Here is a 26,451-nt window from a genome sequence, read left to right as displayed (position 1 = left end):
TTTGCGAATGCTAGTGGCGTTGTGTGAACAAAATTCGACGACAAGAGGGGGTTTTACCTTGTTCGAACGATATGAGTTGCAACCGATGAATGATGGCAGTTTCACGATTGTCTTGCATCTGAAGCGCGACTTGGAGGAATTTGCGGCTGAGCCGGGGGAGCGAAACGAAGGCAAGCGACGTCAGGAGTTGGAAAAAGGGGTTCGGGAGTATGTGCGTGAACGCTTCCCGAATTCGAAAGTGACCCGTGCAAAGGTGATGCTCGGGACTGCGTTGGTGGCGGCGATTCCGTTGGTCGGAGCAGCAGCAGCTCCGGCGGCGTTTGCGACGGGAACGGACACCGGGGTTGCCAGTGGGTCGACTGCCGATACCCAAGGGGCAACTCCGGGGACGACTACGGCGACCGCCGGCAATGCCACCGGAGATACGGGCACCACGACCACCGGCGGAGCGGTAGGTCAGAACACCACCGATACGAGTACGACTTCGGAGACAACAGGGACTGAGACGGGTACCACGACTGGCGGTACTACGGGGACCGAGACCGGCACGACCACAGGGACTGAAACCGGTACCACGACTGGCGGTACTACTGGCACTGATACAGGCACGACGACTGGTACAGAAACAGGTACCACGACTGGCGGTACTACTGGCACGGATACAGGTACTACAACGGGGACTGATACAGGTACCACGACTGGCGGTACCACAGGTACGGATACAGGCACAACGACCGGGACTGTGACGGGACGGACTTTGACCGACTTGGAAGGCTCGTATGCGTCCAAAGAGATTGGCGAATTGGTCAGCGCAGGAATTCTGACGGGCTACGAAGACAACACATTCCGCCCGAACGCTGAAATGACCCGCGAAGAATTCGCAACCGGTTTGGCAAAAGCGGCAGGACTCACCATCGACATGGATGCAAAAAGTACGTTCACCGACGTCTCCGATTGGGCACAACCATACGTCGCCGCAGTGGAAAAAGCCGGACTCATGAAAGGCGAAGAAACCAACTCCTTCGGCGGCCGTCATGAGGTGACTCGTGAGCAGATGGCGACGATCTTCATGCGTGCGCTCGGACAGCCGGACCTTGCGACCACGTACGCAACGAAAAACTCGACATTCGTGGACAACGAAGATATTGCCGACTACGCGAAACCGAATATTGCGATGGCTCAACAACTCGGATTCGTCGTGGGGAATCCCGCAGGTGACGGCGCATTCAAATTCGAGCCGACGGCTCATGCAGAACGACAAGCCGTTGCACTCCTTCTCCACAAATTCTACACCAACCACACCGCTCTCGCCGCTCAAGCCGCAGATCTCGTGAAGGCCGCGAATACGCCCGGCACCACGACGGGTGACACGACGACACCGGGTACGACAACAGGTACTGACACGGGTACCGTACCCGCTGCAGATACTACAACTCCGGCAACTACAGGTCCTGATACAGGTACCGCACCTGCTGCAGATACTACAACTCCGGCAACTACAGGTCCTGATACAGGTACCGCACCTGCTGCAGATACTACAACTCCCGCAACTACTGGTCCTGATACAGGTACCGCACCTGCTGCAGATACTACAACTCCCGCAACTACAGGTCCTGATACAGGTACCGCACCTGCTGCAGATACGACAACTCCGGCAACTGCAGGTCCTGATACAGGTACTGTACCCGCTGCAGATACAACGACCGGCACCTGATTGCGAGTTTTTACAAAAAAATCCCCGGCACGTTTGCGTGTCGGGGATTCTTTTACCAAACACATCCTTGACATGTTAAACGAGTTTGTGGTTAAAATAGGACGAACGTTCCCCTGTACACCCTCTCAACTTTCCTCGTAAGGAGACCTCATGTCCATGCCCAACAAAAAATTGCTTCTCGAGTATTACCGTGTCCATCCCGACCGCAACGCCGCTCAGGAAGGACTGCTGCCGGAGATGATGAAGTCTGTCGGCAAACTCCTCCTCTACCTCAACACCCACAACCTCCGCCGCACCGTCCCCCTGATCCTCTGGCACGAATTCTGGCTCGAACGCAACCAACTCCCCGAGAACCACACCCGCTACAAACGCGGCCGCTTGATCTACGCCGACCTCGGCGCCTACAACATCGGCTCGGAAACCTCCTACCGCCACCCCTGCCTCCTCATCCACGAAGGCCGCAACTGGGCCCTTATCGCGCCGATGACCAGCAAGAAGTACGGCGATCCCATCCCCCTCCACTATGACCTTCCCACCCATTACCCGCTCGATGCTCCGTCCACTCTGCAACTCGACGCCATCAAAGTGATCGACAAACGTCGCATCCTCGGCTATTTCTATACCCGCAACTGGCATGAGCAGGAAAACCTCGACGGCCTCAGCGAACCGATCACCCTCGACAAAAAAGACCTGGATGCAGTGGACGAGCTCATCGCCCGTCACTTTGCACCAGGTCTCCATCGACATGCCCTTTACTTGCAAGCCCGCAAAGACCAGCTGGAGTCTGAAAACCAGATGCTCCGCCGTCAACTCGCAACTTTACGTGGGCTCCATTCGGAGCCGGCCCGTCAGCCCTGAGCCTGGAAGGCTTCCTCAAGCGATCAAGCCAAACCTCAACTGCAGTACTTGTCCACAACTCCTGATCGCCCCAGGAAGCCCCGCTCAGATCTTGCCGAGCATCATCATCGTCATCTGAGCGGCATGCTGTTCCGCTTCTTTTTTCGAACGGCCTGTCCCTTCCCCCATCGGCTTCTGATCCAACATCACTTGCGCTACAAACTCGCGGTTATGTGCCGGGCCGCGTTCTTCGAGAATGTGATAGGACAGCGCCCCCAAGCCCTCACGCTGCACATGTTCCTGCAACATGGTCTTGTAATCGGTCAACAGCGGTGCATTCACATCTTGCAATTCCGAAACGACGAAGCGATGCAGGAACTCCTTGACCGGTTGCAGACCTTGGTCGAGGTAGTAGGCACCCACAAACGCCTCGAACACGTCCGCAAGCAAGGCCGGACGCTTGCGCCCACCGGAAATTTCTTCACCGCGGCCCAAGCGGATGTATTTGTCGAAGTTCAGCTTGGTTGCAAAACGCACCAGAGAAGGTTCACAGACAATCGTAGCCCGCAGACGAGTCAACTCGCCCTCCGGCATCTTCGGAAACTTGAGGAACAGATACTCGCTCACGAGCAACTCCAACACCGCATCTCCCAAGAATTCCAACCGTTCATTGTCCTGCCCGATCTCCGTTCGATGCTCGTTGCGGTAGGAGGCGTGCGTGAACGCCTGCTTCAACAACTTGCGGTTCTGGAACTGAATCCCGAGGTCCGACAATAATTTTTCAAATTGAATGACCACCGCATCTTCACCTTACCCTAGAAAATGGAGATACCCTGGCAACCACCGATCGGGTTGCCAGGGACAAAACGTCGTTTCTGTATGTCGTTACTCGGTGTATTTTTTCAAGACAATCGAAGCGTTGTGACCGCCAAAACCAAACGAGTTCGACATGCAATAGTCTACGCTCGCCGGGCGAGCCTGATTCGCAACATAGTCGAGATCACAGCCTTCGTCCGGGTTGTCAAGGTTGATCGTCGGCGGTAAGATTCCGTCACGCATCGCTTCCACGCAGGCAATCGCTTCCACTGCACCTGCAGCACCCAGCATGTGGCCGGTCATCGACTTGGTCGAGGAAACCGCCAATTTGTAAGCATGGTCGCCGTAGATCGCTTTGATCGCTTGCGTCTCGATGACGTCGGCTGCTGTGCCGGTGCCGTGTGCGTTGATGTACCCGATCATCTCCGGTGCGATCTCCGCATCTTCAAGCGCGTGTTGCATCGCTCGTGCCGCGCCATCCCCTTCCGGAGACGGTGCTGTGATGTGGTAAGCGTCACCGCTCATCCCGTAGCCAATGATCTCGGCGAGAATCTGCGCGCCGCGCTGCTTGGCGTGCTCGAGTTCTTCGATGACCAAAACGCCTGCGCCTTCGGAGAGAACGAAGCCGTCACGGTCGCGGTCGAACGGACGAGAGGAAATCTCAGGACGATCATTGAACACGGTGGCCATGGCTTTTGCAGAATTGAACCCAGCAATCGTAAGCGGATACACAGCCGCTTCCGAACCGCCGCAGACCATGACGTCTGCCGCACCGCGTTCAATAATTTTGAACGCGTCCCCGATGGCATTCGTGCCGGTTGCACAAGCCGAGATCGGCGAGGAGTTCGGGCCGCGCGCCCCGAGCATGATGGAAACTTGACCGGACGCCATGTCCCCGATGATCATCGGGACGAAGAACGGAGAGACGCGACGCGGACCTTTTTCTTGGAGAACATCGTAGTTATCCAGCAACGTCCCGATACCGCCAATGCCTGAACCTATGTAAACGCCGATACGTGTTGCATTCTCTTCGTTGATGCTCAAGTCTGCGTGTTTCAACGCTTCTTGCGAAGCAGCGACCGCATACTGGACGAAACGGTCCATTTTGCGTGCTTCTTTTTTATCGATAAAGTCCTCCGGATTGAACGGGTCAGCCAGTCCTGCGATGGTGGTAGCAAGTCCTGTGGTGTCAAAGCGTTCGATCTTCCGGATTCCCGATCTTCCGTTTTTCAAGTTGCTCCAAAACGTCTCCACATCATTACCAAGGGGGGATATAACACCCATACCGGTGATCACTACACGCCTTTTCATGTTGGTTCACCTTCGCTTATCGTGAGGTTAGGTATCACAGAGATGAGAAGCCCCAAATGCTAGTATGGAGCGAATCAGGGCTTCTCAACCACAGATGGGTTTTCGGATTACTTTTGAGCCGAAATGTAAGTAACAACGTCACCTACGGTGTTGATCTTTTCTGCATCTTCATCGGAAATTTCCATATCGAACTCGTCTTCGAGTTCCATCACCAATTCGACGACGTCGAGGGAGTCTGCACCGAGGTCTTCCTTGAAGGATGCTTCAAGAGTTACAACAGCTGCATCAACGCCCAGTCGGTCAACGACGATGTTTGTTACGCGTTCCAAGATTTCTGCGGACATGCTTTCACCTCCTCCCAAAGTGCTAGTATACTACATCACCATGCCACCGTCGACAGTGAGAACTTGACCTGTGATATACCCAGAACGTTCTGACGCCAAGAAGGAAACCGCGTTTGCGATATCTTCCGGACGACCCAGTCTGGAGAGCGGAATGGCTTCAAACAATTTGCCCTTCACATCGTCCCCGAGGTTGTCGGTCATATCGGTTTCGATATAGCCCGGAGCAATCGCGTTGACGGTGATGCCGCGGGATGCGAGTTCCTTGGCATTGGACTTGGTCAGACCGATCACGCCCGCTTTGGCGGATACGTAGTTGGCTTGACCCGCGTTGCCCATCAGCCCGACGACGGAGGTGATGTTGATGATACGGCCGGAGCGCTGCTTCATCATCGGGCGCGCAACCGCCTTGGTGACGTTGAACACGCCTTTGAGGTTCGTGTTCAAGACAGAGTCCCACTCCTCTTCTTTCATACGAATGAGGAGGTTGTCACGGGTAATGCCCGCGTTGTTGACCACGATGTCGATGCGACCGAAAGCTTCGGTCGTTGCGGACACCATTTTCTCTGCGTCTGCAAACGTGCCGACGTCCCCTTGGACAGCGATGGCTTCGCCGCCTTTTTCCTTGATCTCGGCGACGACTTCCTCGGCGGCCGCTTGCGAACCCGAGTAGTTCACCACGACTTTTGCGCCTTGCTCCGCCAGTTCGAGGCAGATGGCACGGCCGATGCCGCGGGAGCCACCGGTGACGAGTGCTACTTTGTCATTAAGCATGCGTGGATTCCCCTTTGAGCGCGGTTTCAACTTTGGCGAGAGTTTCGAGGTCCTTGAAGAAGTGCGTCGGAACGCCTTTGTGGATTTTTCGGTTCAACCCGGCAAGAACGGAACTCGAACCGACTTCAAGGAACGCTTCCACACCGAACTGATCGAGCATCAGGCGCACGGAATCCTCCCAAAGTACCGGAGCCACCACTTGGCGGACCAGCGCTTCACGGATTTCTTCTGCTCCCTGTACCACACCCGCCGTTGCATTGGCGATCACCGGGACTTTTGCATCGCGAATTTCGATCGTCTTGAGTTCTTCGGCGAGGCGATCCGCAGCAGGTGCCATCAACGAGGAGTGGAACGGACCGCTGACGACGAGCGCTTTGGCACGACCTCCCTCTGCCGAAATGACTTCCCCTGCGTGGGCAACCGCTTCTGCTTTGCCGGAGATGACGATTTGCCCCGGGCAGTTGACGTTGGCCAACTCGACCGGACCATGCTCGGCCGATACGCGCTCGCAAATTTCAGCGAGCAGAGCGCGCTCCATCCCGATGACCGCGCTCATCGCGCCTTGGCCCGCCGGAACCGCTTCGTTCATGAAGCGACCGCGTGCGTTGACGAGACGAACCGCATCTTCAAAGGACAGCGCATCTGCCGCCACCAGTGCGGTGTACTCACCCAAACTGTGACCCGCCGTGCAGACGAACTCAAATTCTGGGTGGTCTTGCAACAGGGCCCGGTAGAGCGCGATGCTTGCCGTCAAGATCGCCGGTTGCGCGTTGTAGGTCAGAGAGAGCGTTTCTTGCGGACCTTCCCACATGATCTGGGAGAGATTGTATCCGATTGCTGCATCCGCTTGGCGGAATGCTTCAGCGGTAACCGGGCGAGCATCCGCCAGTTCGCGGCCCATGCCGACGATTTGGGAGCCTTGACCCGGGAATACAAGTGCAATTTTGGTCATGATCAGTCGTCCTCCTGCTTTTTAGCTTACCAGCGCACTGCCGTTGCACCCCAAGTCAAACCGGCCCCGAAACCGACGAGCACAAGCAAGTCGTTCTCTTTTACTTTCCCGAGACGGACCGCTTCGTCGAGCGCAACAGGGATGGAGGCAGACGACATATTGCCGTATTTGTCAAGATTGACGTAGACCTTGTCAGATGAAAGTTTAAGTCGGTTGACCGCCGCATCGATGATGCGGACGTTCGCTTGGTGCGGGATTAGGAAGTCGATGTCATCCTTGGTAAGCCCCGCCTTGGCCAGCGCCGCTTCCGAAGCGGAGCCCAAGATCCGAACCGCGAACTTGAACACATCGCTGCCCGCCATCGCAATCGTGTGCTCATTTGCCAACACGGATTCTTGAGAAGCCGGGTTGCGCGAACCGCCGGCGATTTGCTTCAGCAACTCGCCACCGGAACCGTCTGAGCCCATCTCGAAGGATAGGAACCCGCGTCCTTCGGTCGTCGGTCCGATGACGACAGCGCCTGCTCCATCACCGAACAGCACGCACGTGCTGCGGTCGTTAAAGTTCGTGATTCTGGATAGCGTCTCCGCTCCGATGACGAGCGCGTACTTGTACATGCCGCTCTGAACCATCGGAACCGCGCAGGACAGGCTGTAAAGGAACCCGCTGCAACCTGCGGACACATCAAAAGCTGCTGCTTTCTTCGCACCGAGACGATCTTGAAGGAGGCAAGCCGTCGCAGGGAACACGAAGTCCGGCGTTACGGTCGCCACGATGATGACGCCGATGTCTTCCGGTGTAATCCCGGCGGCTTCAATGGCTTTGCGAGCCGCTTCAAGGGCGAGGTCGGAAGTCGCTTCCTCCTCTGAAACCCATCGGCGTTCGCTGATGCCGGTGCGGGTGCGAATCCATTCGTCGGTAGTATCTACAATCTTCGCCATGTCATCGTTCGTTACCACGCGATTCGGCAAAGCAGACCCGGTGCCGAGGATCCCGACTGAAAGTTTCGTCATGCTGTTCTCCCCCTCATCACTGCTGTTGAACATCGTTGTAAATTTGCTCTAGGACCCGCCCGGCGATGAAACGACGTGCTTGCTCAATCGCCATTTCGAACGCTCTGGCATTGGAGGAGCCGTGCGCCTTGATCACTGCGCCGTCGATTCCAAGCAACGGCGCACCGCCGTACTCGGAGTAATCGAACGTTTTCTTAAACTGGCGAAGACCCGGTTTGAGGATCAACGCCGCCATTTTGGTCAGAGGACCTGCCATGAACACGTCCTTCAACTTATCAAACAGCCCGAGGCCGAATCCTTCAATTAACTTCAAGACGTTGTTGCCGGTGAAACCATCGGCGACGAGCACGTCACATTTGTCATGCATCGCTTCTCGAGCTTCGATGTTGCCGACGAAGTGGAACGGTCCGTTCTGGAGGAGTTCAAACGCCTCCTTGCGTAACTTGTCCCCTTTGCCCGGTTCTGAACCGACATTGAGCAGTCCGATGCGCGGTTTCGACAACCCGAGCACTTCCTTGGAGAATGCGTTTGCCATCAACCCGTACTGGTACAGGTGTGTGGCTTCTGCATCCATATTCGCCCCGACATCGAGCACCAGCATCGCTTTGCCGCCAAACGTCGGCCAGATCGAAGCCAGAGCCGGGCGTTCAATCGACGGGATGCGCCCCACCACCAGCAACCCGGCTGCCATCAAGGCCCCCGTGTTCCCTGCGGAGACGAAGCCGTCTGCTTGCTTTTCTTTCACCATTCGTGCCGCGACTACCATGGAGGCGTCTTTTTTGCGACGGACAGAGCGCACAGGTTCGTCGTCTGCGGTGATCACTTCTGTTGTATGTACAATTTCGACATTTGAGGGTCTCTCGCCGCCGATGCACTTCTTGATGGCCTCTTCGTCACCGACGAGGATCAACGTCACATCTGCATGCGCGCGAGCCGCCTGGAGCGTACCTTCTACGATAGCGTGTGGGGCATGATCCCCGCCCATGGCATCGATCGCGATTCTCACAGTTGCTTCCTCCACTCTGTAGATCCCAGATGTCACTTGTTCTTGAAGACAACAAACTGCCCTTCGAACACGATGTCATCACTAACCTTGGTCGTGACGTCCACATGGGCACGGTCTTCTCGATTCTCCACGACGACCGCCTTGGAGATCAACCGTTCGCCAAGTTTAACCTGACGGGTGAAGCGCACTTCCGCCGTGCCGGTCAGCACAACTTCGGCGTCTATCACGGAGACAGCCAATGAATTCGCCTGCGCGAACAAATGATGTCCTCGCGCAATCTTGGTGCGAGTGAAAACATGCTCAGGGCCGATATCCAAAATGGAGATCGCCAGGCGGTTGAGATCGAGTTCGATCAACTCTCCGATCACCTCGGCCAACTCCAGCGAACGAACTTTGCCGTAGTTGTTCTCGGCGACCAACTTGATTCGCTCCCGCAACTCAGGGATGCCAAGCGCCAATCGATCCAATCGAATCGTCTGGACACTTACAGCAAAGCGTTCCGCCAACTCTTCATCGGTCATGAAGGGCTCTGTCTCGATCAGTGCGGTCAACTCCTGCTGCCTCATCTGTTTGTTTCTCGCAACCATCTCCAGCCGAACCCCCATGTGTACTAGCTCTAATCTGTCTTTAGTACCTAGTGCTATTAGAAGTATATAAAAGAGCCTCTAGAAATACAACTCGTTTCTCAGAAAAATTTTTCGAGGAAAAAAAACAAAAAAAGCGAGCGCTCCATGAGGAGCACTCGCTTTTTGTCGGGAAAGATTAGTTGCTTTCCACGATCGTGCGGCCTTTGTAGGTGCCGCAGTTTTTGCACACGCGGTGAGCCATCTTCATCTCGTGGCATTGCGGGCATTCAACCATACCCGGCAGGGTAAGCTTGAAGTGGGTGCGGCGCATGCGTTTACGGGTCTTCGAAGTACGATGTTGCGGTACTGCCATCTCTAAGTACACCTCCTTAATAAAAAGAAGAGAAGAATGCTCTACTTGTCAGTCTCAAAAAATTTAGCCAGATCCGCTAATCGAGGGTCGATTCGTTCCGTGTTGCATGAACACGTCGTCTCGTTGAGGTTCACACCGCAGACAGGACACAGACCTTTGCAGTCTGGCGCGTGCAACGGGGCATACGGCAACGCAAGCGCTACCTCCTGCTCCACATACGGTGTCAAGTCAAACGTGTCACCGGCGACAGGGATGCGGTCCCCCTCAAGGGAAGCCTCGACGTCAGCCAGCTTGTCCTCCTCAACTTGGACGAACTGCTCCGCAAACGGGACGTGCAGCTCTTCCGAAAAATCAACCAGACAGCGAGAGCAACGGTACGTCACGTTGGCAAAAAGTTTCCCTTCAACCTCTGCGAGACCGGCCGTCTCTCTCCCGTGCACGTTCACTTGAACGGGCGACAGGGCAATCAACTGGCGATTCTCTTTCACCAGGGTCGGCATTTCTACCGTCTCCTGAATATCAACACCATCGGTGCTTTCGCGCAAGTCACGCCAACGCAGTTTCAACGATATCACCTCGTAAGCAACAGAGTTCATTATAGCTAGGAGTTGGCAAATTGTCAATAAAGAGGTTGCTTGCTATAATGAGACCTGTTGGAATCGTCTCTCAAGACAGGAGGAAATGCCCATGCACGTCACCGGCGTGATCGTGGAATACAATCCGATGCACAACGGGCATCTCTACCATGTAGAACAGTCTCGGCTCGAGACAGGGGCCGACGCTGTCGTCGCCGTCATGAGCGGGCACTTCCTGCAACGCGGCGAGCCCGCCATCGTCAACAAATGGGCACGCGCTCAGATGGCCCTGCAGCAAGGCGTAGACTTGGTCGTTGAACTGCCCGTCGCCTACTCGACGCAAAGCGCCACGTTGTTCGCGTACGGCTCGGTTGCGGTGCTGGATGCGCTCGGCGCTGTCGACTCGCTCTGCTTTGGCAGCGAGAGCGGCGAAATCGAGTCACTCAATCGGCTCTGCTCCATCATAGTCGATGAACCCCCGCTTCTGCAATCCTACATTCAGTCAGAATTGCAAAAAGGGGTCTCCTACCCGCGCGCAACCGGTGCCGCACTCGTCCGGTATGCCGAGCAAGACCCGGAATTGGACGAACATGTGGTCGGGCAGCCGAACAACATGCTGGGGCTGGAATACTTGGCAGCTCTGCGACGGTTGCATTCTACGATCAAGCCGGCGACGATTACTCGCATTGCAGCCGGGTACAACGAGGAAACCATCACACATCCCAAGATCGCCAGTGCCACAGCGATTCGCAAAGCGACGCTTGAGAGGGGCATTGAGACGGCAGAGCCGCTTTTGCCGGAATTGTCGTATGCGATCTTGCGCGAGGAATTCGCGGCTGGGCGCGGGCCGATGCGATGGGAGAACTTCCGGCAAGCGCTGTTTACGTTGTTGCACCGGGCCACGGCAGAGGAATTGGCGCGGTATGTCGGAGTCGATGAAGGCTTGGAAGCGCGGTTGATCGAGGGCGCACGGCGGGTGAACTCTGTTCAAGAGTTGATCGCGTATGCCAAGACCAAGAGATACACGTGGACCAAGATTCAACGGGCGCTCACGTCGATTCTGCTGGGAGTCACCCGCGAGGAGCAGGCGGAGTTACACATTGAAAGAGGTCCGGAGTACATCCGCGTGTTGGGGTTCAACGAGCGGGGGCGTGAGGTGTTGCGCAAAGCCTCTTCCCGCGCTGTAGTACCTATTCTCACCAAGATGCCCCGTGAACAATCGCAATCTCCGATGCTCCAACTCGACCTGCGTGCGACCCGCGTGTACTCCCAAGGGTACGCGTGCCCGCAGCCGGGAGCAGCCCTGTGGGACTACACCACTCCTGTCATTCGGATCTAGAAAAAGAGCACCTGTGCCATACGTGGCACAGGTGCTTTTTTTTATCTACGCTTGCCGGGCTTTGCTGGACCCCCGGAACGACCCTGCGGCTTCCGGCCACCAGAAGCACCGCCCTGTTGCGGGCGGTTTCCTTGATACGAGCCTTCGCCTTGCTGGGGACGGTTCCCTTTATAAGAACCACCGCCCTGCTGCGAGCGATTCCCTTGATATGAGCCTTCGCCCTGCTGAGGACGGTTCCCTTTATAAGAACCACCGCCCTGCTGCGAGCGATTCCCTTGATACGAGCCTTCGCCCTGCTGAGGACGGTTCCCTTTGTAAGAACCACCGCCCTGCTGAGAGCGATTCCCTTGATACGAGCCTTCGCCCTGCTGAGGACGGTTCCCTTTATAAGAACCACCGCCCTGCTGAGAGCGATTCCCTTGATACGAGCCTTCGCCCTGCTGGGGACGGTTCCCTTTGTAAGAACCACCGCCCTGCTGAGAGCGATTCCCTTGATACGAGCCTTCGCCCTGCTGGGGACGGTTCCCTTTGTAAGAACCATCGCCCTGCTGCGAGCGATTCCCTTGATACGAGCCCTCACCCTGCTGAGGACGATTCCCTTGGTTCGGGCGGTCGCCTTCGCTTTGGCGTTCCCAGCGTTCGGGAGTGCCTGGTTTTTGGTAGTTTGCTTTGCTTTTGTCCTTGCCCTTGCCTCTTCCGGACTGCTGGGTGCGTCCTTGGCGGCGGGGGTTGGTGCTGATTGGCGGTTTGGGTACCGGTGCAGACTTCTGCTTGGCAATCTCCCGCTCCGGTTGGTAGTCCAGCGCCGCGAACAGTTCCTGCAACTCGTCTTCCGTCAAGTTGCGGTACTCCCCCTTCTGCAAGCCGCCCAAGTGAATGTTCATCACCCGCACGCGCTGCAGACGGCGCACCTCGTACCCCAACGCTTCACACATCCGGCGAATCTGACGGTTCAACCCTTGGGTGAGCACGATGCGAAACATCCGCTCCCCTTCCTGCGAAACTTTTGCCGGGAGCGTCTTCTGCCCCAAAATGCGTACGCCGGTTGCCATCTGGCGCAGGAATTGCTGCGTAACCGGCTTGTCCACCGAGACGAGGTACTCCTTCTCATGCTTGCCTTCCTTGCGCAAAATCAAGTTGACGATGTCCCCATCGTTTGTCAACAGAATCAAACCTTCCGACTCCTTGTCCAAACGACCAATCGGGAAGATCCGCTCCTTGTGACCTATGTAATCCACCACGTTCCCATGAACGTCTGCATCGGTCGTCGAGGTGATCCCCGCCGGCTTGTTCAACGCAATGTACACGAGAGCCGGCTTGTTCAGACCCACCAACTTCCCGTTGATGTGTACGTCGTCATCTTCTCCGACCACACTGCCAAGCTCCGCCACCTTGCCGTTGATCGTGACCCGCCGTTTTGCAATCAGTTGGTCGACCTCGCGCCGGGAACAATATCCCGTCTCCGCGATGTACTTGTTTATTCTCATGCTGTCATCCCTCACGAGTAAGACTTTTCCTTACTTCTTGTCCGGCAAACTGTGCAGATAGTCGAGGGCGTCTTGCAACGTTTTGACCGAGACGATTTTCATCTTGCTCCCGATCTTCTCTGCTTCCTGCTTCGCCACCTGCGTATTGCTGTCATCCGACGTGAGATCGGCCGGTGCGAAAAAGATCTCCGCCCCCGCCTTGTCCGCCGCGACGATTTTGTGCTGAATCCCACCGATCTGCCCCACATGGCCGTCGATGTCGATCGTGCCGGTTCCGGCGATCTTGTACCCTTTGGTCAAGTCGCCCTCCGTCAACTGGCTGTAAATCTCCAACGAGAACATCAACCCCGCCGACGGCCCGCCGATGTCTTCGGCATGAATCTGCACGTCCTGCGGCGGTTTGATCTTCATTTCGTTCTCCGGGTACACCCCGAACCCCACGCGTTTCTGCGCATTCGGGTCCTTGGGGTCGGTCAAGTCCATCAGGGGAATGTTCGCTTCCTTTTGTTCTTGCTTGTCATCTTTGAAGCGGGTGAATTTCACATTCACCACATCGCCCGGTTTTTTCGACGTGTTGATGTACTTGATCAAGTCATCCGACTTCACGACAGCATGCCCGTCGACTTCCGTGATCACGTCCCCGACTTGCAAGAAACCTGCCGCTTTGGAATTCTCCACGATGCTTCGGACAAACACCCCGTCATAGGTGATGTCCACCGCGAGACCCGCCGCATGGAACCCGGAGATCACCGCGCACTGTTGCGAAGAGTCCATCATGTGCTTCAACAGTCGGTCGTACTCGTTGTCCGACATGTTGCCGCGCACGTCCTCTTCTTTTTTGATCTCCGTGTTCGGCCAGATATATCCGTAAGCAAGATAATAGATGTTCGTCGCTTGCATGGAGAGGACCGTCGTCAACATGAGGTTCCCCTTCTCATCCTTGGCCCCGCCCTGTACCGTAACTTTCGGAGCCAGCACCTCGGCGGTGCCCGGCTGGTTCAAGTAGTACGGCGTCGGGATGAGGAAAGACGCGGCGACCACGACCGTGATCAGCGCGCCTGTGATATTTTTGCGGGTCCAATAGCGGCGGGGCTTGTCGTCATGAGGTTGTGACATCAGAATAGGCCCCTCCCTTCCAGTCATCTATGGTGCTGCGAATCAACTCGGCCACTCGCTCCGTCGCATCACGACCGAGTTTCACCGCTTCATCAATCTGCGTAAAGGCAGTCGAAGAAATGTGTCCGACATCCGGGCGAATCACCACGTCGGCGTCAAGCATCCGCGAGCGCAGAATTTCACGCTCCATGATCTCAATCGACTGAAAGATCACGTCAAAAATACTCTTCACCTGCGTCTCCCGGTCGAACAACCCGACGTCCACCGCGATCACGATGTCCGACCCCATCTCCCGAGCCACATGAATCGGCACACGGTCGATCACACCGCCGTCGATCAACAGCCGCCCTTGGTACCGATGCGGGATGAAGATGCCCGGAATGGAGATGCTCGCCCGCACCGCTTGGTCGATCGGCCCCTCGCGAAATACCACTCGCTCGCCTTTCTCCACGTCGGTGGCGACGATCGCCAGCGGCACTTTGAGGTCTTCGATGTTCTGCCCTTTGGTCAAAAACTTCACCATCTCCATGATCCGCGTGCCGTTGACAAAGCCCATCTTCGGCACGGTAAAATCAATCCAATGGCGGCGTTTCAGGTTGATGGCGAGCTGTTCAAGATACTTGGTGTCCATCCCGTTGCAATAGAAAGCACCGACCATCGATCCCATGGAACTCCCGGCGATAGAGTCGATCTGGATGCCCATCTTCTCCAAAACCTGCAAAACGCCCACATGCGCAAAGCCTCTTGCGCCCCCGGCGCCCAGTGCCAACCCGATTCTTGGTGTCCGCACAGGCTCTCCCCTCCTTGTGCAACGATCTCCTTACAAAACTTCGAAGTCTCTATTCAAACTTTGCCCGCATCGCCTTCTCCACGTGTGCCGGGACGAGTTCGGTAACCGGGCCCCCGTGGCGCGCGATTTCCTTCACGATGCTCGAACTCAAGAACGAATGCTTCTGCGACGTCGGCATGAACAGCGTCTCGGCCGTCTCGTACATCTGACGGTTGAGTGCCGCCATCTGCAACTCCGTTTCAAAGTCCGAGACAAAGCGCAACCCTTTGATGATCGCGCTCGCACCCATGCGCTGTGCATAGTTGACGAGCAGCAAAGGGGACGAATCCACTTCCACGTTCGGCAGATGCTTGACAGCTTCGCGGATCAATTCCTTGCGCTCATCTTCTGTAAAAAGCGGATTCTTGTGCGGGTTGACCATGACCGCCACGATCAACTTGTCAAAAATTTTCGAACTGCGCTCGACAATGTCCAAATGCCCAAGCGTCAACGGGTCAAACGAGCCCGGATAAATTGCGATCCTCATCCTAGTTCTGCATCTCCTTCTGCTTCCAGTTCATAAAAACTGATCCCGATCTCTCCGTATGTCACGTGCCGCCAGCGGACCAAGTTCCCGTACGAATCCGGCAACTGCACGTCCGCCGCATGTTCGGCAATCACATACGCGCGCGGCTCCAAGAGGTTGTGCTCTTGCATTTTCAAGATCAATTCCTCATAGAGTCCGGTCAATTTATAAGGAGGGTCCAAAAAGACCAGATCAAACTTCATCCCGCGTGCGGCCAGCGCATCGAGAGCACGGCGGGCGTCGTTTTTGTAGACCTCGGCACGGGCTTGGCTCAATCCGAGCGTCCGCACGTTCTCGCGAACCACGGAGAATGCTTTGATGTCCGCGTCGACGAACACCGCCTTCTCAATGCCACGGGACAGAGCTTCCAGTCCCAATCCTCCCGTTCCGGCGAACAAGTCCAACGCCGTGCCACCCTCGAAGTACGGGCCGATGATGTTAAACATGGATTCCTTGACTTTATCGGTCGTCGGGCGCGTATTCTGACCCGGTACGGCGGCCAGTCGTCTGCCACGAAACTCTCCTGAGATCACACGCATGTTGTTTCAACTCCTCGTCCTTACTTTACCATAGAACGCGAATGGCTCCAACTTCGGCCAATCGAAGAAAATTTTTCATCGCTCCCGTGTATAAGCATCCCGTCCCGTGTCCAAGATAGGTAGTAGCAACGGCGTGAGCTGTTGCAGGCAACCGCGGAGAAGACTTAGGTTTCCCCATAAGCTCTTCCTCCGGTTTCTCCTCTCCCAGTTCCTATCGTGCAAACGGTAGGCAAAAACCCGCGTATACCCGGACGCGGGTTTTTGATTTGTCATGCAAAAAACCCGTGCAGCGGCACTCGCTGGCACGGGTTTTTTATCGAATTACGGGGTTTGCAATTTCGAAGCGAATTCTTGAAGCGATTCGCCTCCGACGACGCGCACGCGCGAAAGCAACAGGTGATCCTCGCTTCGATCGGCCAACGTGTCTCGGGTGGTCACCGCCATCGTGTACCCCGCTTCCCGCACGAGATCTGAAGCTTCCGGAATCAAACCGCCGCCTGGGTAACAAAAAGTCGTCACCGGCGAGTTCAAGCCCGCTTCCAAGTCCTTCTTGCTCATCTTGAGCTCCCACGCAATTTGATCGTGTGAAGTGTGGAGGAAATTAGAGTGGTAGACCATGTGCGAACCAAATTCAATGCCGTGTTTGTGCATTTCTTGCATTTGGCTCCACTTCATATGATTGTCCCGCTTGATCGAATCGGTGATCACAAAGATCGTGGCGGGCGCATGATATTTTAATAAGATCGGATACGCATCGGTGTAGTTGTCCAAATACCCGTCGTCAAACGTGATGACAACCACCTTGCCTTGCACATTGAATTCTCCATCCCAATAACGCTTCAGTTGACCGAGCGTGATCGGGGTATACCCGTTGTCAACAAGCCATTCGATCTGGGCATCAAAGTCCTTGGGTGAAACGCTCAACCCTTGACCCGGTTTCGAAATCGAATGATACATCAAAATAGGGACCTTCTCTAAGGCCGTATACGCCGGAACCGTCGTGACCGGCCGGGAATGAGTCCGCACATACGCAACCGAATAGACAACGACCAAAAGGACAGCAAAAAGCACGAGCAAAGAGCCGACCGCGCGGGGACTTGGAGAAACAAATTTCATTCGCACAGATGTCTTCCTTCCTGTTTCATCTCGTGTCCGAATGTACCATGACCTTGTCACTTTGGCAAGAATGAACCAGCATGTAAGAGCAATTCTTCACACATCCTACACGTAGAGGAGCGTGAGCCTGCCATGTCCAACATGAGCGCCCAGTTACAGCTGATGGCCATTCAGCAGTCGACCGACGAGATCACGTATTCGCTCGGCGAGCTCGAAGGGGTCAAAAACGCCCTGCTCGCGGGGCCAACGGACAGCCAAAAGTGGGGTCAACGGTTGGAGGGAATCCTCACACAGATCGAAAAAGAACTTCAGAACATCGAGTACGTAACCGCGCAAGGGGTTCTTCCCAAATCCCAGCAAGAGCGGGATCTGGGGATGAAGGTACAAGTGGCCGTTCAGGAAATTTCGCAGATTTAGAGAAAGCGGGGGGATCGACCATGGAATTTAAATTCACAGAGACGGAAGTGGCGATTTTTGCTTCGTTGATCTTCATCGCCATCGTGCTGTTTCAATTCTTCATCCAGATCCTGATGCCTCCGAAAGACAAGCATCGTAAATAGACAATTCACGACGGCTCTTGTGCTCCAGCACTTGCAGCCGTTGAAATTGCACGATCAATTCGTCCAACTCTTGAGAAACACGCAGGACATGTGGGTGCAAAAAATCTCCGCTGCAGGAGTCAACCATTTCGAGGAGTTGTTGTCGTAAGCTCTCGATCTGTCCAGCAATACCGTTCATCGGCGCACCCTGTCCTTTCCTCAACGTATTTTCCATAAATACACTATAAATCAAACTGCCTCTTTTTGTAAGATCTAGCTCAAAAATTTCATAAAAAAAGAAGGACGATCCTCTAAAGGGACCGTCCTATTTGCTTATTCGTTGCCGTTCTTAGTCTCCCGCCCGTTGCAACAGAACTTTTTCCGACTTCAAAAACTCGACGAGCGGCTGGTAGCTCGGCAACGTCCAGAAGTCAGGCGTTGCGATCAACGTCTGCACTTCTTGGCGGGCGACGGCCATGATCTTGGCATCTTGCAACAGGTCGCCGATCTTGAATTCCGGGATGCCGCTCTGACGAACGCCGAAAAACTCACCGGGCCCGCGCAAATGCAAGTCCTTCTCCGCCAACACGAAACCGTCTTGTGTGGCCACCATCGCTTTCATCCGCTCTTGCCCCGCCTCACTGTCAGGCTTCGACATGAGGATGCAAGACGAGGCGTGCTCCCCCCGTCCAACGCGTCCGCGCAACTGGTGAAGCTGGGCAAGACCGAACCGCTCGGCGTTGTAGACCATCATCGCCGTTGCGTTCGGCACGTTCACGCCGACCTCGATGACGGTGGTGGAGACGAGCAATTGAATCTCGTTGTTGGTGAACTTGCGCATGACTTCTTCCTTCTCCGCCGGGCGCATCTTGCCGTGCAGCAGTCCTACTTCGTACCCGGCAAACCACTCCTTGAGCATCAGGTAGAGGTCGGTGGCGTTTACGACACCCTCGACTTTCTCCGACTCTTCCACAAGCGGTGTGACGATGTAGGCCTGTCTGCCTTTGACCAACTCGTTGCGGACAAAACGCAGTGCGCGCTCTTCTTTGTCCGGCGTGACCCAGAAGGTCTGAATCGGTTGGCGTCCGGCCGGAAGTTCGTCGACAATCGAAACGTCGAGGTCGCCAAACACCGACATCGCAAGCGTGCGCGGGATCGGAGTCGCCGACATGAACAAGACATCGGGCGCATGTCCTTTTTGCCGAAAAATGGAGCGTTGCTCCACACCGAAGCGGTGTTGTTCGTCTGTGACGACCACGGAGAGCGATTGGAACTGCACGCCCTCTTCCAGCAAGGCATGCGTCCCGATCACGACGTTGATCTCCCCACTGGCCAATTTGGCAAGCGCCTCGCGACGTTCACGGTCCTTTTGTGAGCCGATCAGCATCCCAATTCTGCATCCAAGGGGTTCCAACAGTTCCGTAGCTGCGCGGAAATGCTGTTCCGCGAGAATCTCAGTCGGCACCATGATCGCACCTTGATGACCCGACGCAACAGCGAGGTAGAGCGCCAAAAACGCTAGAACGGTCTTGCCGGAGCCGACGTCCCCTTGGATGAGGCGGTTCATCGGCACACGCTGGGTCATGTCGCGAACGACTTCTTCCGCCACGCGCCGTTGAGCCCCCGTCATCGCAAATGGTAACCGCTTACAGAATTGCTCCAAGATGTCATCCGGAACGCCGTGTGCGACCCCCGGTTGTTCATGTCGGTGCAACCAACGAAAGGCTTGGAGCTTGAGTTGGAACAGAAAAAACTCCTCGAAGATCAAACGTCTCCGTGCTTGATGCAAGCCGTCGCCGTTGGTGGGAAAGTGAATTTCCTTCATCGCGTGGCGCCGGTCGATCAGTTTGTAGCGCTGACGGATTCCTTGCGGCAATCGCTCCGGCACGTCATCGCCGTATTTTTTGACAGCGGAAGACAGCAAGTTGCGCAGCATCTTCGGGGTAATGTCCGCTTTGACGTTGTAGACAGGGACGATGCGGTCGCTGTGTACCGTCTCCCCTGCGATCACAAAGTCGTGCGTCGCCACGGCGATACTTCGACGGCGCTCATCGTACTTGCCGGTGACTGTCAACTTCCGACCGGGTATGAGTTGGTCCTTGAGATAAGGTTGGTTGAACCAGACGGCATGGAGTCTCTTGTAGTCCTCTGTAACCACAGGCACAATCGTTGTGGAGTTGCGGCGGCCCTTGTACTTGACCCCCGCCATGCCGTCCACCGTTACGCGCACCGTCACGCGCGTACCATCAGCCAATTCCCGACCCGGTTGCGCATTGCGGTCTTCGTAGCGGAACGGGTAGTACTCCAACAGATCGTGTACCGTCTCGATGCCAAGCAGCGCCAAGGTTTTCAGCCGTTGCGGGCCGACACCGGGCAAAACGCTGATTGGCGTTGTGGAAAGGTCTAGATTCATTGTCACGATTACGTCACGCTTCTTTCGTGTCGTCTCCGTAGATTTGTTTTTCAAGTCGACGTCCGGTCGGGGTGTCGGCGAGGCCGCCGAGGGCCGTTTCGCGCAGTTCGACCGGCATCTGTTTGCCGATGTTGTACATCGCGAGGATCACTTCATCCGGCGGAATCACACTGCGCACGCCAGCAAGCGCCATATCTGCACCTGCCAACGCCAGCACAGAGCCGAAACCGTTGCGGATGATGCACGGGATCTCAACAAGTCCGGCGACCGGGTCGCAGACGAGGCCGAGGACATTTTTCAGTGCCAAGCCTGCCGCTTGAATTGCTTGAGACGGCGTACCGCCTGCCAATTCCACCGCAGCAGCCGCCGCCATGGCGGTTGCCGAACCGACTTCCGCCTGACAGCCGCCACCCGCTCCCGAGATCGAGGCGTTGTTCGCTACGACGTAGCCGACAGCAGCAGCCGTGAACATGCCGAGCACCAATTGCTCCTCCGTCGCTCCAAGCGACTCTTTCAACGACGAGAGCACGCCCGGCAAGATACCGCAGGAACCTGCTGTCGGCGTTGCAACGACGAGACCCATCGCGGCGTTGACTTCCGAAGTGGACAACGCCATCGCGACAGCCTCGGTCGCTTGTTTGCCAAGCAGGGTCTTGCCTTTTTGTGCGTACTCGTAGACGCGTTTGGCGTCTCCACCGGTCAATCCGGAGAACGATTTGATGTCTTCCGTCAAACCGCGTTGAACCGATTTCATCATCACGTCGAACGATTCGGTCATTTGTTGCAAAACCGTCTCGCGCGATGCGCCCGTCTCTTGGACGTGCTCGTCGATCATCAGTTCGTAGATCGGCTTGCCTTCTTGCTCGCAAAGCGCAACCATTTCAGCCAAATTGGTAAATCTCACGATGTCGTTCCTCCTCAGGAAGCGTCGATGCGAGCGACTCGCTTGACCGCTTCCAACTGCTGAATTTCGTCCACAGCTTCAGCCGGCGGTTGCTCGTCGGTCGAAATCAACATCAGAGCCTCCGACCCGCGACCACGGCGGGAAACTTCCATAAACGAGATGTTCAGTTGGTGCTTTGACAGAATCGTCGTCACCGCAGCCACCACGCCAAAGCGATCCGCATGGGGGATGACGAGCGTCGGATACTGTCCGGTCAACTTGACTTTGAACCCGTCGATCTCCAAGATCTCCACCGCTCCGCCGCCAATCGAGACACCGAGCATCTCAAACTTGCGCTCACCACGAAGCAATTTGATGCGTACCGTGTTCGGGTGATAATCCGGATTCGGCGGCCCCGGTTTGAACGTGACCTGCAAACCGGACTCCTGTGCAATCTGCAAGGATTTCGGAATGCGGTCGTCATGCGTCGAAAAGTTCATCAGACCGGCTACCAACGCGACGTCGGTGCCGTGACCTCGGTACGTCTTCGCAAACGAACCGTACAGCAAAATCTCCGCAACCTCCGGTTCCTCTCCAAACAGGTTGCGCGCAATGCGGCCGATGCGGGCTGCTCCGGCCGTATGCGACGAGGACGGACCGATCATAATCGGCCCGATGATGTCAAATGAATGGCGAAATGATGAAGACATGCTCAAGTTCCCCCTAAGCCTTACCGTAAAAAACGGCCTGCCGCAGTGCGACAGGGCCGTCGGTCCCCTTCCGCCTATTCGACGGAGAAGATATAAGAGTACAGCGGTTGCCCGCCCTCATGAAGTTCAAACTCGCAATGATCGAATTGCGCTTGTGCCGCTTCGATCAGTTCTTGCGCCTCCGATTCGGAAATTTGGTCGCCGTAGAACACGGTGACGACCTCACTCTCCTCATCTACCATTTTCTCAAGCAAGGCGATGCCGGTCAAATCCAATTCCTTCCCAAGCGCTACGACTTTGCCTTCAAGCATGCCCATGAAGTCGTTCTCTTTGATCTCCAAGTCTTGGTACACGGAATCGCGCACCGCTTGCGTGATCGAACCGGACTTCACACGCGAGACCGCCGATTTCATCGCGCTCTCGTTGCTTTCAGCCGCTGCGTTTGCATCAAACGACAGCGCGGCCGCGATCCCTTGCGGAATCGACTTGGTCGGAATCACCGTCACGACGTCACCCAAGACCGATTTGGCCTGTTCTGCCGCCATGATGATGTTGGAGTTGTTCGGCAAGATGAAGACGCGATCGGCGTGCAGCTGCTTCACCGCGTTCACGATGTCTTCCGTGCTCGGGTTCATCGTCTGTCCGCCCTCGATGATCCCTTCCACACCCAACGATTTGAACACGTCTACAAGCCCGGTGCCGGTGGTGACCGTCACGATGCCGTACGGTTTGTTCGAAGTGGATTCTTCGGTGAGCGGTGCCGCTTGTTCTGCTGCCGCCTCCGCCGCTTCCTCGGAATCCATGAGGCGCAGGTTGTGGTTCTGCTCCGTCATGTTGTCGATCTTGATGCGAGTCAGTGCGCCGAAGCCCATCGCCGCGTTCAGGACATTCCCCGGTTGCAACGCGTGGATGTGAACTTTGACCAACTCGTCTGCTGCCACCACCAACATGGAGTCGCCCAGTTCCATCAGCGCATCACGCACCGACTTCTCCATGGCTTGCTCATCGGCAGCCGCTTTTTCCAATCGAATGATGAACTCCGTGCAATATCCATATTCCGAATCCCCGTCACCGTGTGAGTAAGAGGCAGCCGGAGTCATAACTTTCTCCTTAGCAGGCGCAGTGACCTCCAGAGCTTCCGTAACTTCCACTCCCGTCATCCCCGCCAACCAGCCGCGGTAGATGCAGACGAGTCCCTGACCGCCGGAATCGACGACGCCCGCTTGCTTCAAGACCGGAAGCATGTCCGGCGTTCGTTTGAGCGAAGCTTCTGCTTCCTTCAACGTAGCTTCCATAACGGAAACAATCGTCGCCTGCGGGAGCTTGGCCGCCGCTTGCGCCGCTTTCGCCGCATCCTTGGCGACGGTGAGGATCGTGCCTTCAACCGGCTTGACCACCGCAGAATAAGCGGTCGTCACACCGTTTTGCAGTGCGTCTGCAAATTTAACGGCGTCAACGGACGTTTGCTTGGTAACCGCTTTCGAGAAGCCGCGGAACAATTGAGACAGGATCACGCCCGAGTTGCCGCGCGCGCCCATCAGCAGGCCGGTAGAGACCGCCTCCGTAGCACGGTACAGCGGTTCGTTTATGTATTTCCGAAGCTCGCTCACACCGGATGTCATCGACAAGCTCATGTTCGTACCGGTGTCCCCGTCCGGGACAGGGAAAACATTCAGCGCGTTTACCGTGTCCTTGTTCGTCTCTAAGTTGCGATGTCCGGCCATAACCATCTGTACGAACATAGTCCCATCTAAGTGTTGACTCATAGAGTGTAAAAACCTCCTTTGTTACCTCTCCCCGGTGACGCGGACTCCTTGAACGATTACGTTCACTCGTTCCACTTTGAGCCCCAGGTAGTTCTCCAAGGTATACTTCACCTTGTCCATCACATTGTGTGCGACTTCGGAGATACGCGTTCCATAGCTTACGATGATGTACATATCGACGATGACTTCCTCGCCTTCGGTGCGAACTTGTACACCACGGCTCAAGTTTTCTCGACCCAGTAGTTCGGTGATGCTATCTTTGACCTGTTTCCGGGACGCCATGCCCACGAGGCCGTAGCAGTCAAGCGCTGCATGACCTGCGACCATCGCGATGACGTCTTCCGCGATCTCGATCTTCCCAAGTTCCGTTACTATTACTTTTGGCATGAACCAAACACACCTCCTGTAAACTCTCGGACAGCTAGCACCAACAGTGTACTACAGAACCTTCCAAAGGAAAAGTCCAGTGCCTGTCCTAGTAAAAATATTGTCGAGAGTTTGGGGTGGTACGCTTGCAAGCTAGGAATTGCTATGGTAATATAAGTGAGTGTTTGCGACTTGTACGCATTTTATCAAGGGATGCACAAGTCACGGGACTTAGGAATCGTCGTAAGGAGGTGCAAATACGATGGCAAAACGTTGCGAGATCTGTGGGAAAGACCCGAAGACCGGGAACCAAGTTTCTCACTCCCATATTCTGACCAAGCGTCGCTGGCTGCCGAACATCCAAAAAGTTCGTGCAAACGTCAACGGCACTGTGAAGCGCGTCAATGTCTGCACCCGTTGCTTGAAGGCTGGTAAGATCAAACGTGCAATCTAATGTGAGAGAAATAAAAAAGCACCTGCGAGGGTGCTTTTTTATTTTTCCTTTTGGAACGCATTCAGCATCGCTTTGACAATCCCGCCTAAGAAACGAGGCAACTTTATCGTGTAAAAGCGCAAAGTGACCCCTCCTTCTTGCTTTTCATTGGTTTAGCTTTTGAACAGGACCCATCCAACCCAGACCAGCACCACCCCGAGGCTTGCAACCCACATCTCGGGCGGCAGAAAACGGGCGACGACGAAGAGTCCGGCACTCGCCAGGATGACGCCGCTACTTCGTTTGGCTGTAATCTTCCACCCCCGCGTTCGGTATCCCATCAACCTGAGCGCACCTCTCTTCGTCGAGTGGGCTTCCCGCCCATCTCTTACGGTACAATATATTCGTATGAGTGCATTTTGTGCCACGAAAAAACGGCCGCTTCCGTCGCACTGACGGGAGCGGCCATTTCTCTTTGGGCTCTCCCGAATAGTACATCCTATGGGTCACGGATGGACTTTAGAATGCGGGACGAGCCTTGTTTTTTCTCAAACCATTACCCACGAATCCGGCGGATGGCATCTGCACGGTCCGGGGCATTGTAGATCGCGTTCCCGGCCACAAGCACGTTGGCACCGGCAGCACGCACGAGGCGCGAGGTCTCCTCGTTGATCCCGCCGTCCACTTCGATCTCGACGTGTTGCAAATCTTGCGTGTCGAGGCTCTGGCGCAGGTCTTTGATCTTCGGCACGACGTTCTCGATGAACTTCTGGCCGCCAAAGCCCGGGTTCACGGTCATCAACAGCACCATATCGAGTTCTGTCAGCACGTTCTCAATCATCGCAAGCGGCGTGTGCGGGTTGAGTGCGACACCTGCTTTGACGCCGAGCGAGCGGATCAATTGCAAGGTACGGTGCAAGTGCGGGCACGCTTCCACATGCACGGTGATTACATCAGCCCCCGCCTTGGCGAACGCCGGGATGTAGGTGTCAGGGTTGGTGATCATGAGGTGGCAGTCGAGCGGCAACTTGGTGTGCGGCTTGATGGCTTCCACGACCAGCGGGCCGATGGTGATGTTCGGGACGAAATGCCCGTCCATGACATCGACGTGCAACCAGTCCGCACCGCCCGCTTCCACAGAAGCGATCTCTTCGCCCAACTTCGAGAAGTCGGCTGAGAGTATCGAAGGCGCGATTCGGGTGTCCATGAAGGTGACCTCCTCTTAGTAGCGGTACTCTTTTGCTTCTTTGAGCTCTGCGAGGAACTCCAGGTAATGACGGTAGCGGGTTGCGCTCACACGGCCCGTTTCCGAACCCGGTCGAACCGCGCAGCCGTCCTCGCTCTCGTGGAGACAGCCCCGATACTTGCAGTCCATACCGACATCCCAGATGTCACGGAAGTATTGGGAGAGGTCTTCGGGCTCCATCCCTGTGAACTCAAGAGTTGAGAAACCCGGCGTGTCGATGACGAACGTGTCGTCAAACACGCGGAAGATCTCCGAGTGACGCGTGGTGTGCTTCCCGCGTCCCAACTTCTGCGAAATCTCCGCGGTGTTTAAGTTCAAGCCCGGCACGAGGGCGTTGAGCAGCGTGGACTTGCCGACGCCGGAGTTGCCCGCAAGCCCGGAGAGCTTGTCTTGCAACAACTCGCGAACACGTTCGAGCCCCGCTCCCTGCTTGGTCGCAACGGGAACCGTTTCATAGCCCATGTCGCGGTACGGTTGCAACCAGTTCTCCGCAACAGATGGATCGTCGAGCAAATCGACCTTGGTCAAAATAATCACAGCCGGCAAGCTCTCTCGTTCCACATGAACCAGCATGCGGTCGAGCAATTTCGCGTTGAACTCTGGTTCCTTGGCTGAAAACGTCAGCACCGATTGGTCGAGATTGGCGACCGGAGGTCGGACCAATTCGTTTTTGCGGGGAAGCACTTCATTGACGATGCCCTCGCTCCCCATCGGCTCGTACAGCACGCGGTCGCCGACCAGCGGAGTGATTCCGTTTTTCTTAAAAACGCCGCGCGCCCGACATTGGCGCACGACGTCTCCTTCTTGCACGTAATAAAAGCCTGAAATGGCTTTGGTGATAATCCCTTCCGGCATGTAGAACCTC

At 55.8% G+C, this 26,451-nt stretch carries 31 protein-coding genes and 1 pseudogene; 6 read left to right on the top strand and 26 right to left on the bottom strand.

Annotation, left to right across the window (positions count from 1 at the left end; genetic code table 11):
• Positions 1-58 precede the first annotated feature (58 nt).
• Together JJB07_RS19855 and JJB07_RS19850 are read left to right on the top strand one after the other, a co-directional pair.
• Positions 59-1,714 carry an S-layer homology domain-containing protein gene (locus tag JJB07_RS19855; RefSeq protein WP_201637863.1) on the top strand — a complete coding sequence of 552 codons (1,656 nt, stop codon included), beginning with the start codon at positions 59-61 and terminating at the stop codon, positions 1,712-1,714.
• A 156-nt stretch (positions 1,715-1,870) separates the two neighbouring features.
• Positions 1,871-2,572, top strand: coding sequence for a type II toxin-antitoxin system PemK/MazF family toxin (locus tag JJB07_RS19850; RefSeq protein WP_201637862.1), 702 nt, complete (start codon positions 1,871-1,873; stop codon positions 2,570-2,572).
• A gap of 84 nt (positions 2,573-2,656) precedes the next feature.
• Here the strand turns inward: JJB07_RS19850 and rnc are convergent, their stop codons facing one another.
• The 10 genes from rnc to JJB07_RS19800 all read right to left on the bottom strand — a co-directional run bounded on the left by rnc (position 2,657) and on the right by JJB07_RS19800 (position 10,269).
• On the bottom strand, positions 2,657-3,349 hold the full coding sequence (rnc, locus tag JJB07_RS19845; protein WP_201637861.1) for a ribonuclease III: 693 nt from the start codon (positions 3,347-3,349) through the stop codon (positions 2,657-2,659).
• Positions 3,350-3,436: 87 nt separating this feature from the next.
• Positions 3,437-4,678, bottom strand: a complete 1,242-nt coding sequence (gene fabF / locus JJB07_RS19840; protein ID WP_201637860.1) for a beta-ketoacyl-ACP synthase II — start codon at positions 4,676-4,678, stop codon at positions 3,437-3,439.
• 107 nt (positions 4,679-4,785) lie between these two features.
• A complete protein-coding gene (acpP, locus tag JJB07_RS19835) occupies positions 4,786-5,022 on the bottom strand; it encodes an acyl carrier protein (RefSeq protein WP_201637859.1) in 237 nt (78 codons plus the stop codon).
• A gap of 30 nt (positions 5,023-5,052) precedes the next feature.
• Complete coding sequence (fabG, locus tag JJB07_RS19830) at positions 5,053-5,793, bottom strand: 3-oxoacyl-[acyl-carrier-protein] reductase (RefSeq protein ID WP_201637858.1); 741 nt, start codon at positions 5,791-5,793, stop codon at positions 5,053-5,055.
• Complete coding sequence (gene fabD / locus JJB07_RS19825; RefSeq protein ID WP_201637857.1) at positions 5,786-6,745, bottom strand: ACP S-malonyltransferase; 960 nt, start codon at positions 6,743-6,745, stop codon at positions 5,786-5,788. Before fabD ends, fabG begins: the two co-directional genes overlap by 8 nt.
• Before the next feature lie 26 nt (positions 6,746-6,771).
• Positions 6,772-7,758, bottom strand: coding sequence for a beta-ketoacyl-ACP synthase III (locus JJB07_RS19820; RefSeq protein WP_201637856.1), 987 nt, complete (start codon positions 7,756-7,758; stop codon positions 6,772-6,774).
• A gap of 16 nt (positions 7,759-7,774) precedes the next feature.
• Positions 7,775-8,764 carry a phosphate acyltransferase PlsX gene (gene plsX, locus JJB07_RS19815; RefSeq protein ID WP_201637855.1) on the bottom strand — a complete coding sequence of 330 codons (990 nt, stop codon included), beginning with the start codon at positions 8,762-8,764 and terminating at the stop codon, positions 7,775-7,777.
• Positions 8,765-8,796: 32 nt separating this feature from the next.
• Positions 8,797-9,351: a transcription factor FapR gene (fapR, locus tag JJB07_RS19810; RefSeq protein WP_201637854.1), complete on the bottom strand. Its 555-nt coding sequence runs from the start codon at positions 9,349-9,351 to the stop codon at positions 8,797-8,799.
• A gap of 175 nt (positions 9,352-9,526) precedes the next feature.
• On the bottom strand, positions 9,527-9,703 hold the full coding sequence (rpmF, locus tag JJB07_RS19805; RefSeq protein ID WP_201637853.1) for a 50S ribosomal protein L32: 177 nt from the start codon (positions 9,701-9,703) through the stop codon (positions 9,527-9,529).
• Positions 9,704-9,744: 41 nt separating this feature from the next.
• Positions 9,745-10,269: a YceD family protein gene (locus JJB07_RS19800; protein ID WP_201637852.1), complete on the bottom strand. Its 525-nt coding sequence runs from the start codon at positions 10,267-10,269 to the stop codon at positions 9,745-9,747.
• Between the two features lie 121 nt (positions 10,270-10,390).
• Between JJB07_RS19800 and JJB07_RS19795 the strand changes: the two genes are divergently transcribed.
• Positions 10,391-11,617 carry a nucleotidyltransferase gene (locus JJB07_RS19795; protein ID WP_201637851.1) on the top strand — a complete coding sequence of 409 codons (1,227 nt, stop codon included), beginning with the start codon at positions 10,391-10,393 and terminating at the stop codon, positions 11,615-11,617.
• A gap of 794 nt (positions 11,618-12,411) precedes the next feature.
• On the opposite strand, the pseudogene JJB07_RS24095 reads toward JJB07_RS19795, so the two are convergent.
• From JJB07_RS24095 to JJB07_RS19765, 6 genes and pseudogenes are all read right to left on the bottom strand, one after another.
• A pseudogene (locus JJB07_RS24095) lies at positions 12,412-13,104 on the bottom strand (pseudouridine synthase); the annotation flags it as partial.
• 30 nt (positions 13,105-13,134) lie between these two features.
• Positions 13,135-14,220, bottom strand: a complete 1,086-nt coding sequence (locus tag JJB07_RS19785) for a SepM family pheromone-processing serine protease (protein WP_201637849.1) — start codon at positions 14,218-14,220, stop codon at positions 13,135-13,137.
• A complete protein-coding gene (locus tag JJB07_RS19780) occupies positions 14,204-15,010 on the bottom strand; it encodes a patatin-like phospholipase family protein (protein ID WP_201637848.1) in 807 nt (268 codons plus the stop codon). The genes JJB07_RS19785 and JJB07_RS19780 overlap by 17 nt, the downstream gene beginning before the upstream one ends.
• A gap of 49 nt (positions 15,011-15,059) precedes the next feature.
• Positions 15,060-15,536: a pantetheine-phosphate adenylyltransferase gene (gene coaD / locus JJB07_RS19775; protein ID WP_201637847.1), complete on the bottom strand. Its 477-nt coding sequence runs from the start codon at positions 15,534-15,536 to the stop codon at positions 15,060-15,062.
• Positions 15,533-16,114: a 16S rRNA (guanine(966)-N(2))-methyltransferase RsmD gene (rsmD, locus tag JJB07_RS19770; RefSeq protein WP_201637846.1), complete on the bottom strand. Its 582-nt coding sequence runs from the start codon at positions 16,112-16,114 to the stop codon at positions 15,533-15,535. The genes coaD and rsmD overlap by 4 nt, the downstream gene beginning before the upstream one ends.
• 321 nt (positions 16,115-16,435) lie before the next feature.
• On the bottom strand, positions 16,436-17,230 hold the full coding sequence (locus JJB07_RS19765; RefSeq protein WP_236588240.1) for a polysaccharide deacetylase family protein: 795 nt from the start codon (positions 17,228-17,230) through the stop codon (positions 16,436-16,438).
• 132 nt (positions 17,231-17,362) lie between these two features.
• Here JJB07_RS19765 and JJB07_RS19760 point away from each other — a divergent pair, with 132 nt between their 5' ends.
• Positions 17,363-17,647: a hypothetical protein gene (locus tag JJB07_RS19760; RefSeq protein WP_201637844.1), complete on the top strand. Its 285-nt coding sequence runs from the start codon at positions 17,363-17,365 to the stop codon at positions 17,645-17,647.
• A gap of 20 nt (positions 17,648-17,667) precedes the next feature.
• Positions 17,668-17,790 carry a hypothetical protein gene (locus JJB07_RS24315; protein WP_283809172.1) on the top strand — a complete coding sequence of 41 codons (123 nt, stop codon included), beginning with the start codon at positions 17,668-17,670 and terminating at the stop codon, positions 17,788-17,790.
• Here JJB07_RS24315 and JJB07_RS19755 read toward each other — a convergent pair.
• From JJB07_RS19755 to JJB07_RS19730, 6 genes are all read right to left on the bottom strand, one after another.
• Positions 17,747-17,968 carry an aspartyl-phosphate phosphatase Spo0E family protein gene (locus JJB07_RS19755; protein ID WP_201637843.1) on the bottom strand — a complete coding sequence of 74 codons (222 nt, stop codon included), beginning with the start codon at positions 17,966-17,968 and terminating at the stop codon, positions 17,747-17,749. The genes JJB07_RS24315 and JJB07_RS19755 overlap by 44 nt on opposite strands.
• Before the next feature lie 150 nt (positions 17,969-18,118).
• Entirely contained in the window at positions 18,119-20,182 is a 2,064-nt protein-coding gene (recG, locus tag JJB07_RS19750) for an ATP-dependent DNA helicase RecG (protein WP_201637972.1), read from the bottom strand.
• 13 nt (positions 20,183-20,195) lie between these two features.
• Positions 20,196-21,086, bottom strand: coding sequence for an L-serine ammonia-lyase, iron-sulfur-dependent, subunit alpha (gene sdaAA, locus JJB07_RS19745; protein ID WP_201637842.1), 891 nt, complete (start codon positions 21,084-21,086; stop codon positions 20,196-20,198).
• Positions 21,087-21,100: 14 nt separating this feature from the next.
• Complete coding sequence (sdaAB, locus tag JJB07_RS19740) at positions 21,101-21,775, bottom strand: L-serine ammonia-lyase, iron-sulfur-dependent subunit beta (protein ID WP_201637841.1); 675 nt, start codon at positions 21,773-21,775, stop codon at positions 21,101-21,103.
• A gap of 74 nt (positions 21,776-21,849) precedes the next feature.
• The gene (locus JJB07_RS19735; RefSeq protein ID WP_201637840.1) at positions 21,850-23,541 is read right to left on the bottom strand and encodes a DAK2 domain-containing protein; all 1,692 of its coding nucleotides are present in this window, start codon (positions 23,539-23,541) and stop codon (positions 21,850-21,852) included.
• A gap of 21 nt (positions 23,542-23,562) precedes the next feature.
• Entirely contained in the window at positions 23,563-23,928 is a 366-nt protein-coding gene (locus JJB07_RS19730; protein WP_201637839.1) for an Asp23/Gls24 family envelope stress response protein, read from the bottom strand.
• Between the two features lie 241 nt (positions 23,929-24,169).
• On the opposite strand from JJB07_RS19730, the gene rpmB reads away from it, so the two are divergent.
• Positions 24,170-24,361 (top strand): 50S ribosomal protein L28, encoded by a 192-nt coding sequence (gene rpmB / locus JJB07_RS19725; RefSeq protein ID WP_201637838.1) that lies wholly within the window; start codon positions 24,170-24,172, stop codon positions 24,359-24,361.
• Positions 24,362-24,399: 38 nt separating this feature from the next.
• On the opposite strand, the gene spoVM is transcribed toward rpmB, so the two are convergent.
• From spoVM to rsgA, 4 genes are all read right to left on the bottom strand, one after another.
• Positions 24,400-24,483 (bottom strand): stage V sporulation protein SpoVM, encoded by an 84-nt coding sequence (gene spoVM, locus JJB07_RS19720; protein ID WP_038091732.1) that lies wholly within the window; start codon positions 24,481-24,483, stop codon positions 24,400-24,402.
• Between the two features lie 30 nt (positions 24,484-24,513).
• A complete protein-coding gene (locus JJB07_RS19715; RefSeq protein WP_201637837.1) occupies positions 24,514-24,681 on the bottom strand; it encodes a hypothetical protein in 168 nt (55 codons plus the stop codon).
• A 215-nt stretch (positions 24,682-24,896) separates the two neighbouring features.
• Entirely contained in the window at positions 24,897-25,547 is a 651-nt protein-coding gene (rpe, locus tag JJB07_RS19710) for a ribulose-phosphate 3-epimerase (RefSeq protein WP_201637836.1), read from the bottom strand.
• A gap of 15 nt (positions 25,548-25,562) precedes the next feature.
• On the bottom strand, positions 25,563-26,441 hold the full coding sequence (gene rsgA / locus JJB07_RS19705; protein ID WP_201637835.1) for a ribosome small subunit-dependent GTPase A: 879 nt from the start codon (positions 26,439-26,441) through the stop codon (positions 25,563-25,565).
• Between the last annotated feature and the right edge of the window lie 10 nt (positions 26,442-26,451).

Source organism: Tumebacillus amylolyticus (genome assembly GCF_016722965.1).
Lineage (GTDB): Bacteria > Bacillota > Bacilli > Tumebacillales > Tumebacillaceae > Tumebacillus > Tumebacillus amylolyticus.
The sequence above is the reverse complement of the archived record's forward strand: the minus strand, read 5'-3'. Positions and strand labels throughout refer to the sequence as shown.

What these genes read in the sequence shown, in the direction of transcription:
- JJB07_RS19850 (WP_201637862.1), top strand. Translation starts at nt 1,871, where the DNA reads ATGCCCAACAAAAAATTGCTTCTCGAGTATTACCGTGTCCATCCCGAC.
- fabF (WP_201637860.1), bottom strand. Translation starts at nt 4,678, where the DNA reads ATGAAAAGGCGTGTAGTGATCACCGGTATGGGTGTTATATCCCCCCTT.
- acpP (WP_201637859.1), bottom strand. Translation starts at nt 5,022, where the DNA reads ATGTCCGCAGAAATCTTGGAACGCGTAACAAACATCGTCGTTGACCGA.
- fabG (WP_201637858.1), bottom strand. Translation starts at nt 5,793, where the DNA reads ATGCTTAATGACAAAGTAGCACTCGTCACCGGTGGCTCCCGCGGCATC.
- fabD (WP_201637857.1), bottom strand. Translation starts at nt 6,745, where the DNA reads ATGACCAAAATTGCACTTGTATTCCCGGGTCAAGGCTCCCAAATCGTC.
- JJB07_RS19820 (WP_201637856.1), bottom strand. Translation starts at nt 7,758, where the DNA reads ATGACGAAACTTTCAGTCGGGATCCTCGGCACCGGGTCTGCTTTGCCG.
- fapR (WP_201637854.1), bottom strand. Translation starts at nt 9,351, where the DNA reads ATGGTTGCGAGAAACAAACAGATGAGGCAGCAGGAGTTGACCGCACTG.
- rpmF (WP_201637853.1), bottom strand. Translation starts at nt 9,703, where the DNA reads ATGGCAGTACCGCAACATCGTACTTCGAAGACCCGTAAACGCATGCGC.
- JJB07_RS19795 (WP_201637851.1), top strand. Translation starts at nt 10,391, where the DNA reads ATGCACGTCACCGGCGTGATCGTGGAATACAATCCGATGCACAACGGG.
- JJB07_RS19785 (WP_201637849.1), bottom strand. Translation starts at nt 14,220, where the DNA reads ATGTCACAACCTCATGACGACAAGCCCCGCCGCTATTGGACCCGCAAA.
- coaD (WP_201637847.1), bottom strand. Translation starts at nt 15,536, where the DNA reads ATGAGGATCGCAATTTATCCGGGCTCGTTTGACCCGTTGACGCTTGGG.
- rsmD (WP_201637846.1), bottom strand. Translation starts at nt 16,114, where the DNA reads ATGCGTGTGATCTCAGGAGAGTTTCGTGGCAGACGACTGGCCGCCGTA.
- JJB07_RS19765 (WP_236588240.1), bottom strand. Translation starts at nt 17,230, where the DNA reads ATGAAATTTGTTTCTCCAAGTCCCCGCGCGGTCGGCTCTTTGCTCGTG.
- JJB07_RS19760 (WP_201637844.1), top strand. Translation starts at nt 17,363, where the DNA reads ATGTCCAACATGAGCGCCCAGTTACAGCTGATGGCCATTCAGCAGTCG.
- JJB07_RS24315 (WP_283809172.1), top strand. Translation starts at nt 17,668, where the DNA reads ATGGAATTTAAATTCACAGAGACGGAAGTGGCGATTTTTGCTTCGTTG.
- JJB07_RS19755 (WP_201637843.1), bottom strand. Translation starts at nt 17,968, where the DNA reads ATGAACGGTATTGCTGGACAGATCGAGAGCTTACGACAACAACTCCTC.
- recG (WP_201637972.1), bottom strand. Translation starts at nt 20,182, where the DNA reads ATGAATCTAGACCTTTCCACAACGCCAATCAGCGTTTTGCCCGGTGTC.
- sdaAB (WP_201637841.1), bottom strand. Translation starts at nt 21,775, where the DNA reads ATGTCTTCATCATTTCGCCATTCATTTGACATCATCGGGCCGATTATG.
- JJB07_RS19735 (WP_201637840.1), bottom strand. Translation starts at nt 23,541, where the DNA reads ATGAGTCAACACTTAGATGGGACTATGTTCGTACAGATGGTTATGGCC.
- JJB07_RS19730 (WP_201637839.1), bottom strand. Translation starts at nt 23,928, where the DNA reads ATGCCAAAAGTAATAGTAACGGAACTTGGGAAGATCGAGATCGCGGAA.
- rpmB (WP_201637838.1), top strand. Translation starts at nt 24,170, where the DNA reads ATGGCAAAACGTTGCGAGATCTGTGGGAAAGACCCGAAGACCGGGAAC.
- JJB07_RS19715 (WP_201637837.1), bottom strand. Translation starts at nt 24,681, where the DNA reads ATGGGATACCGAACGCGGGGGTGGAAGATTACAGCCAAACGAAGTAGC.
- rpe (WP_201637836.1), bottom strand. Translation starts at nt 25,547, where the DNA reads ATGGACACCCGAATCGCGCCTTCGATACTCTCAGCCGACTTCTCGAAG.
- rsgA (WP_201637835.1), bottom strand. Translation starts at nt 26,441, where the DNA reads ATGCCGGAAGGGATTATCACCAAAGCCATTTCAGGCTTTTATTACGTG.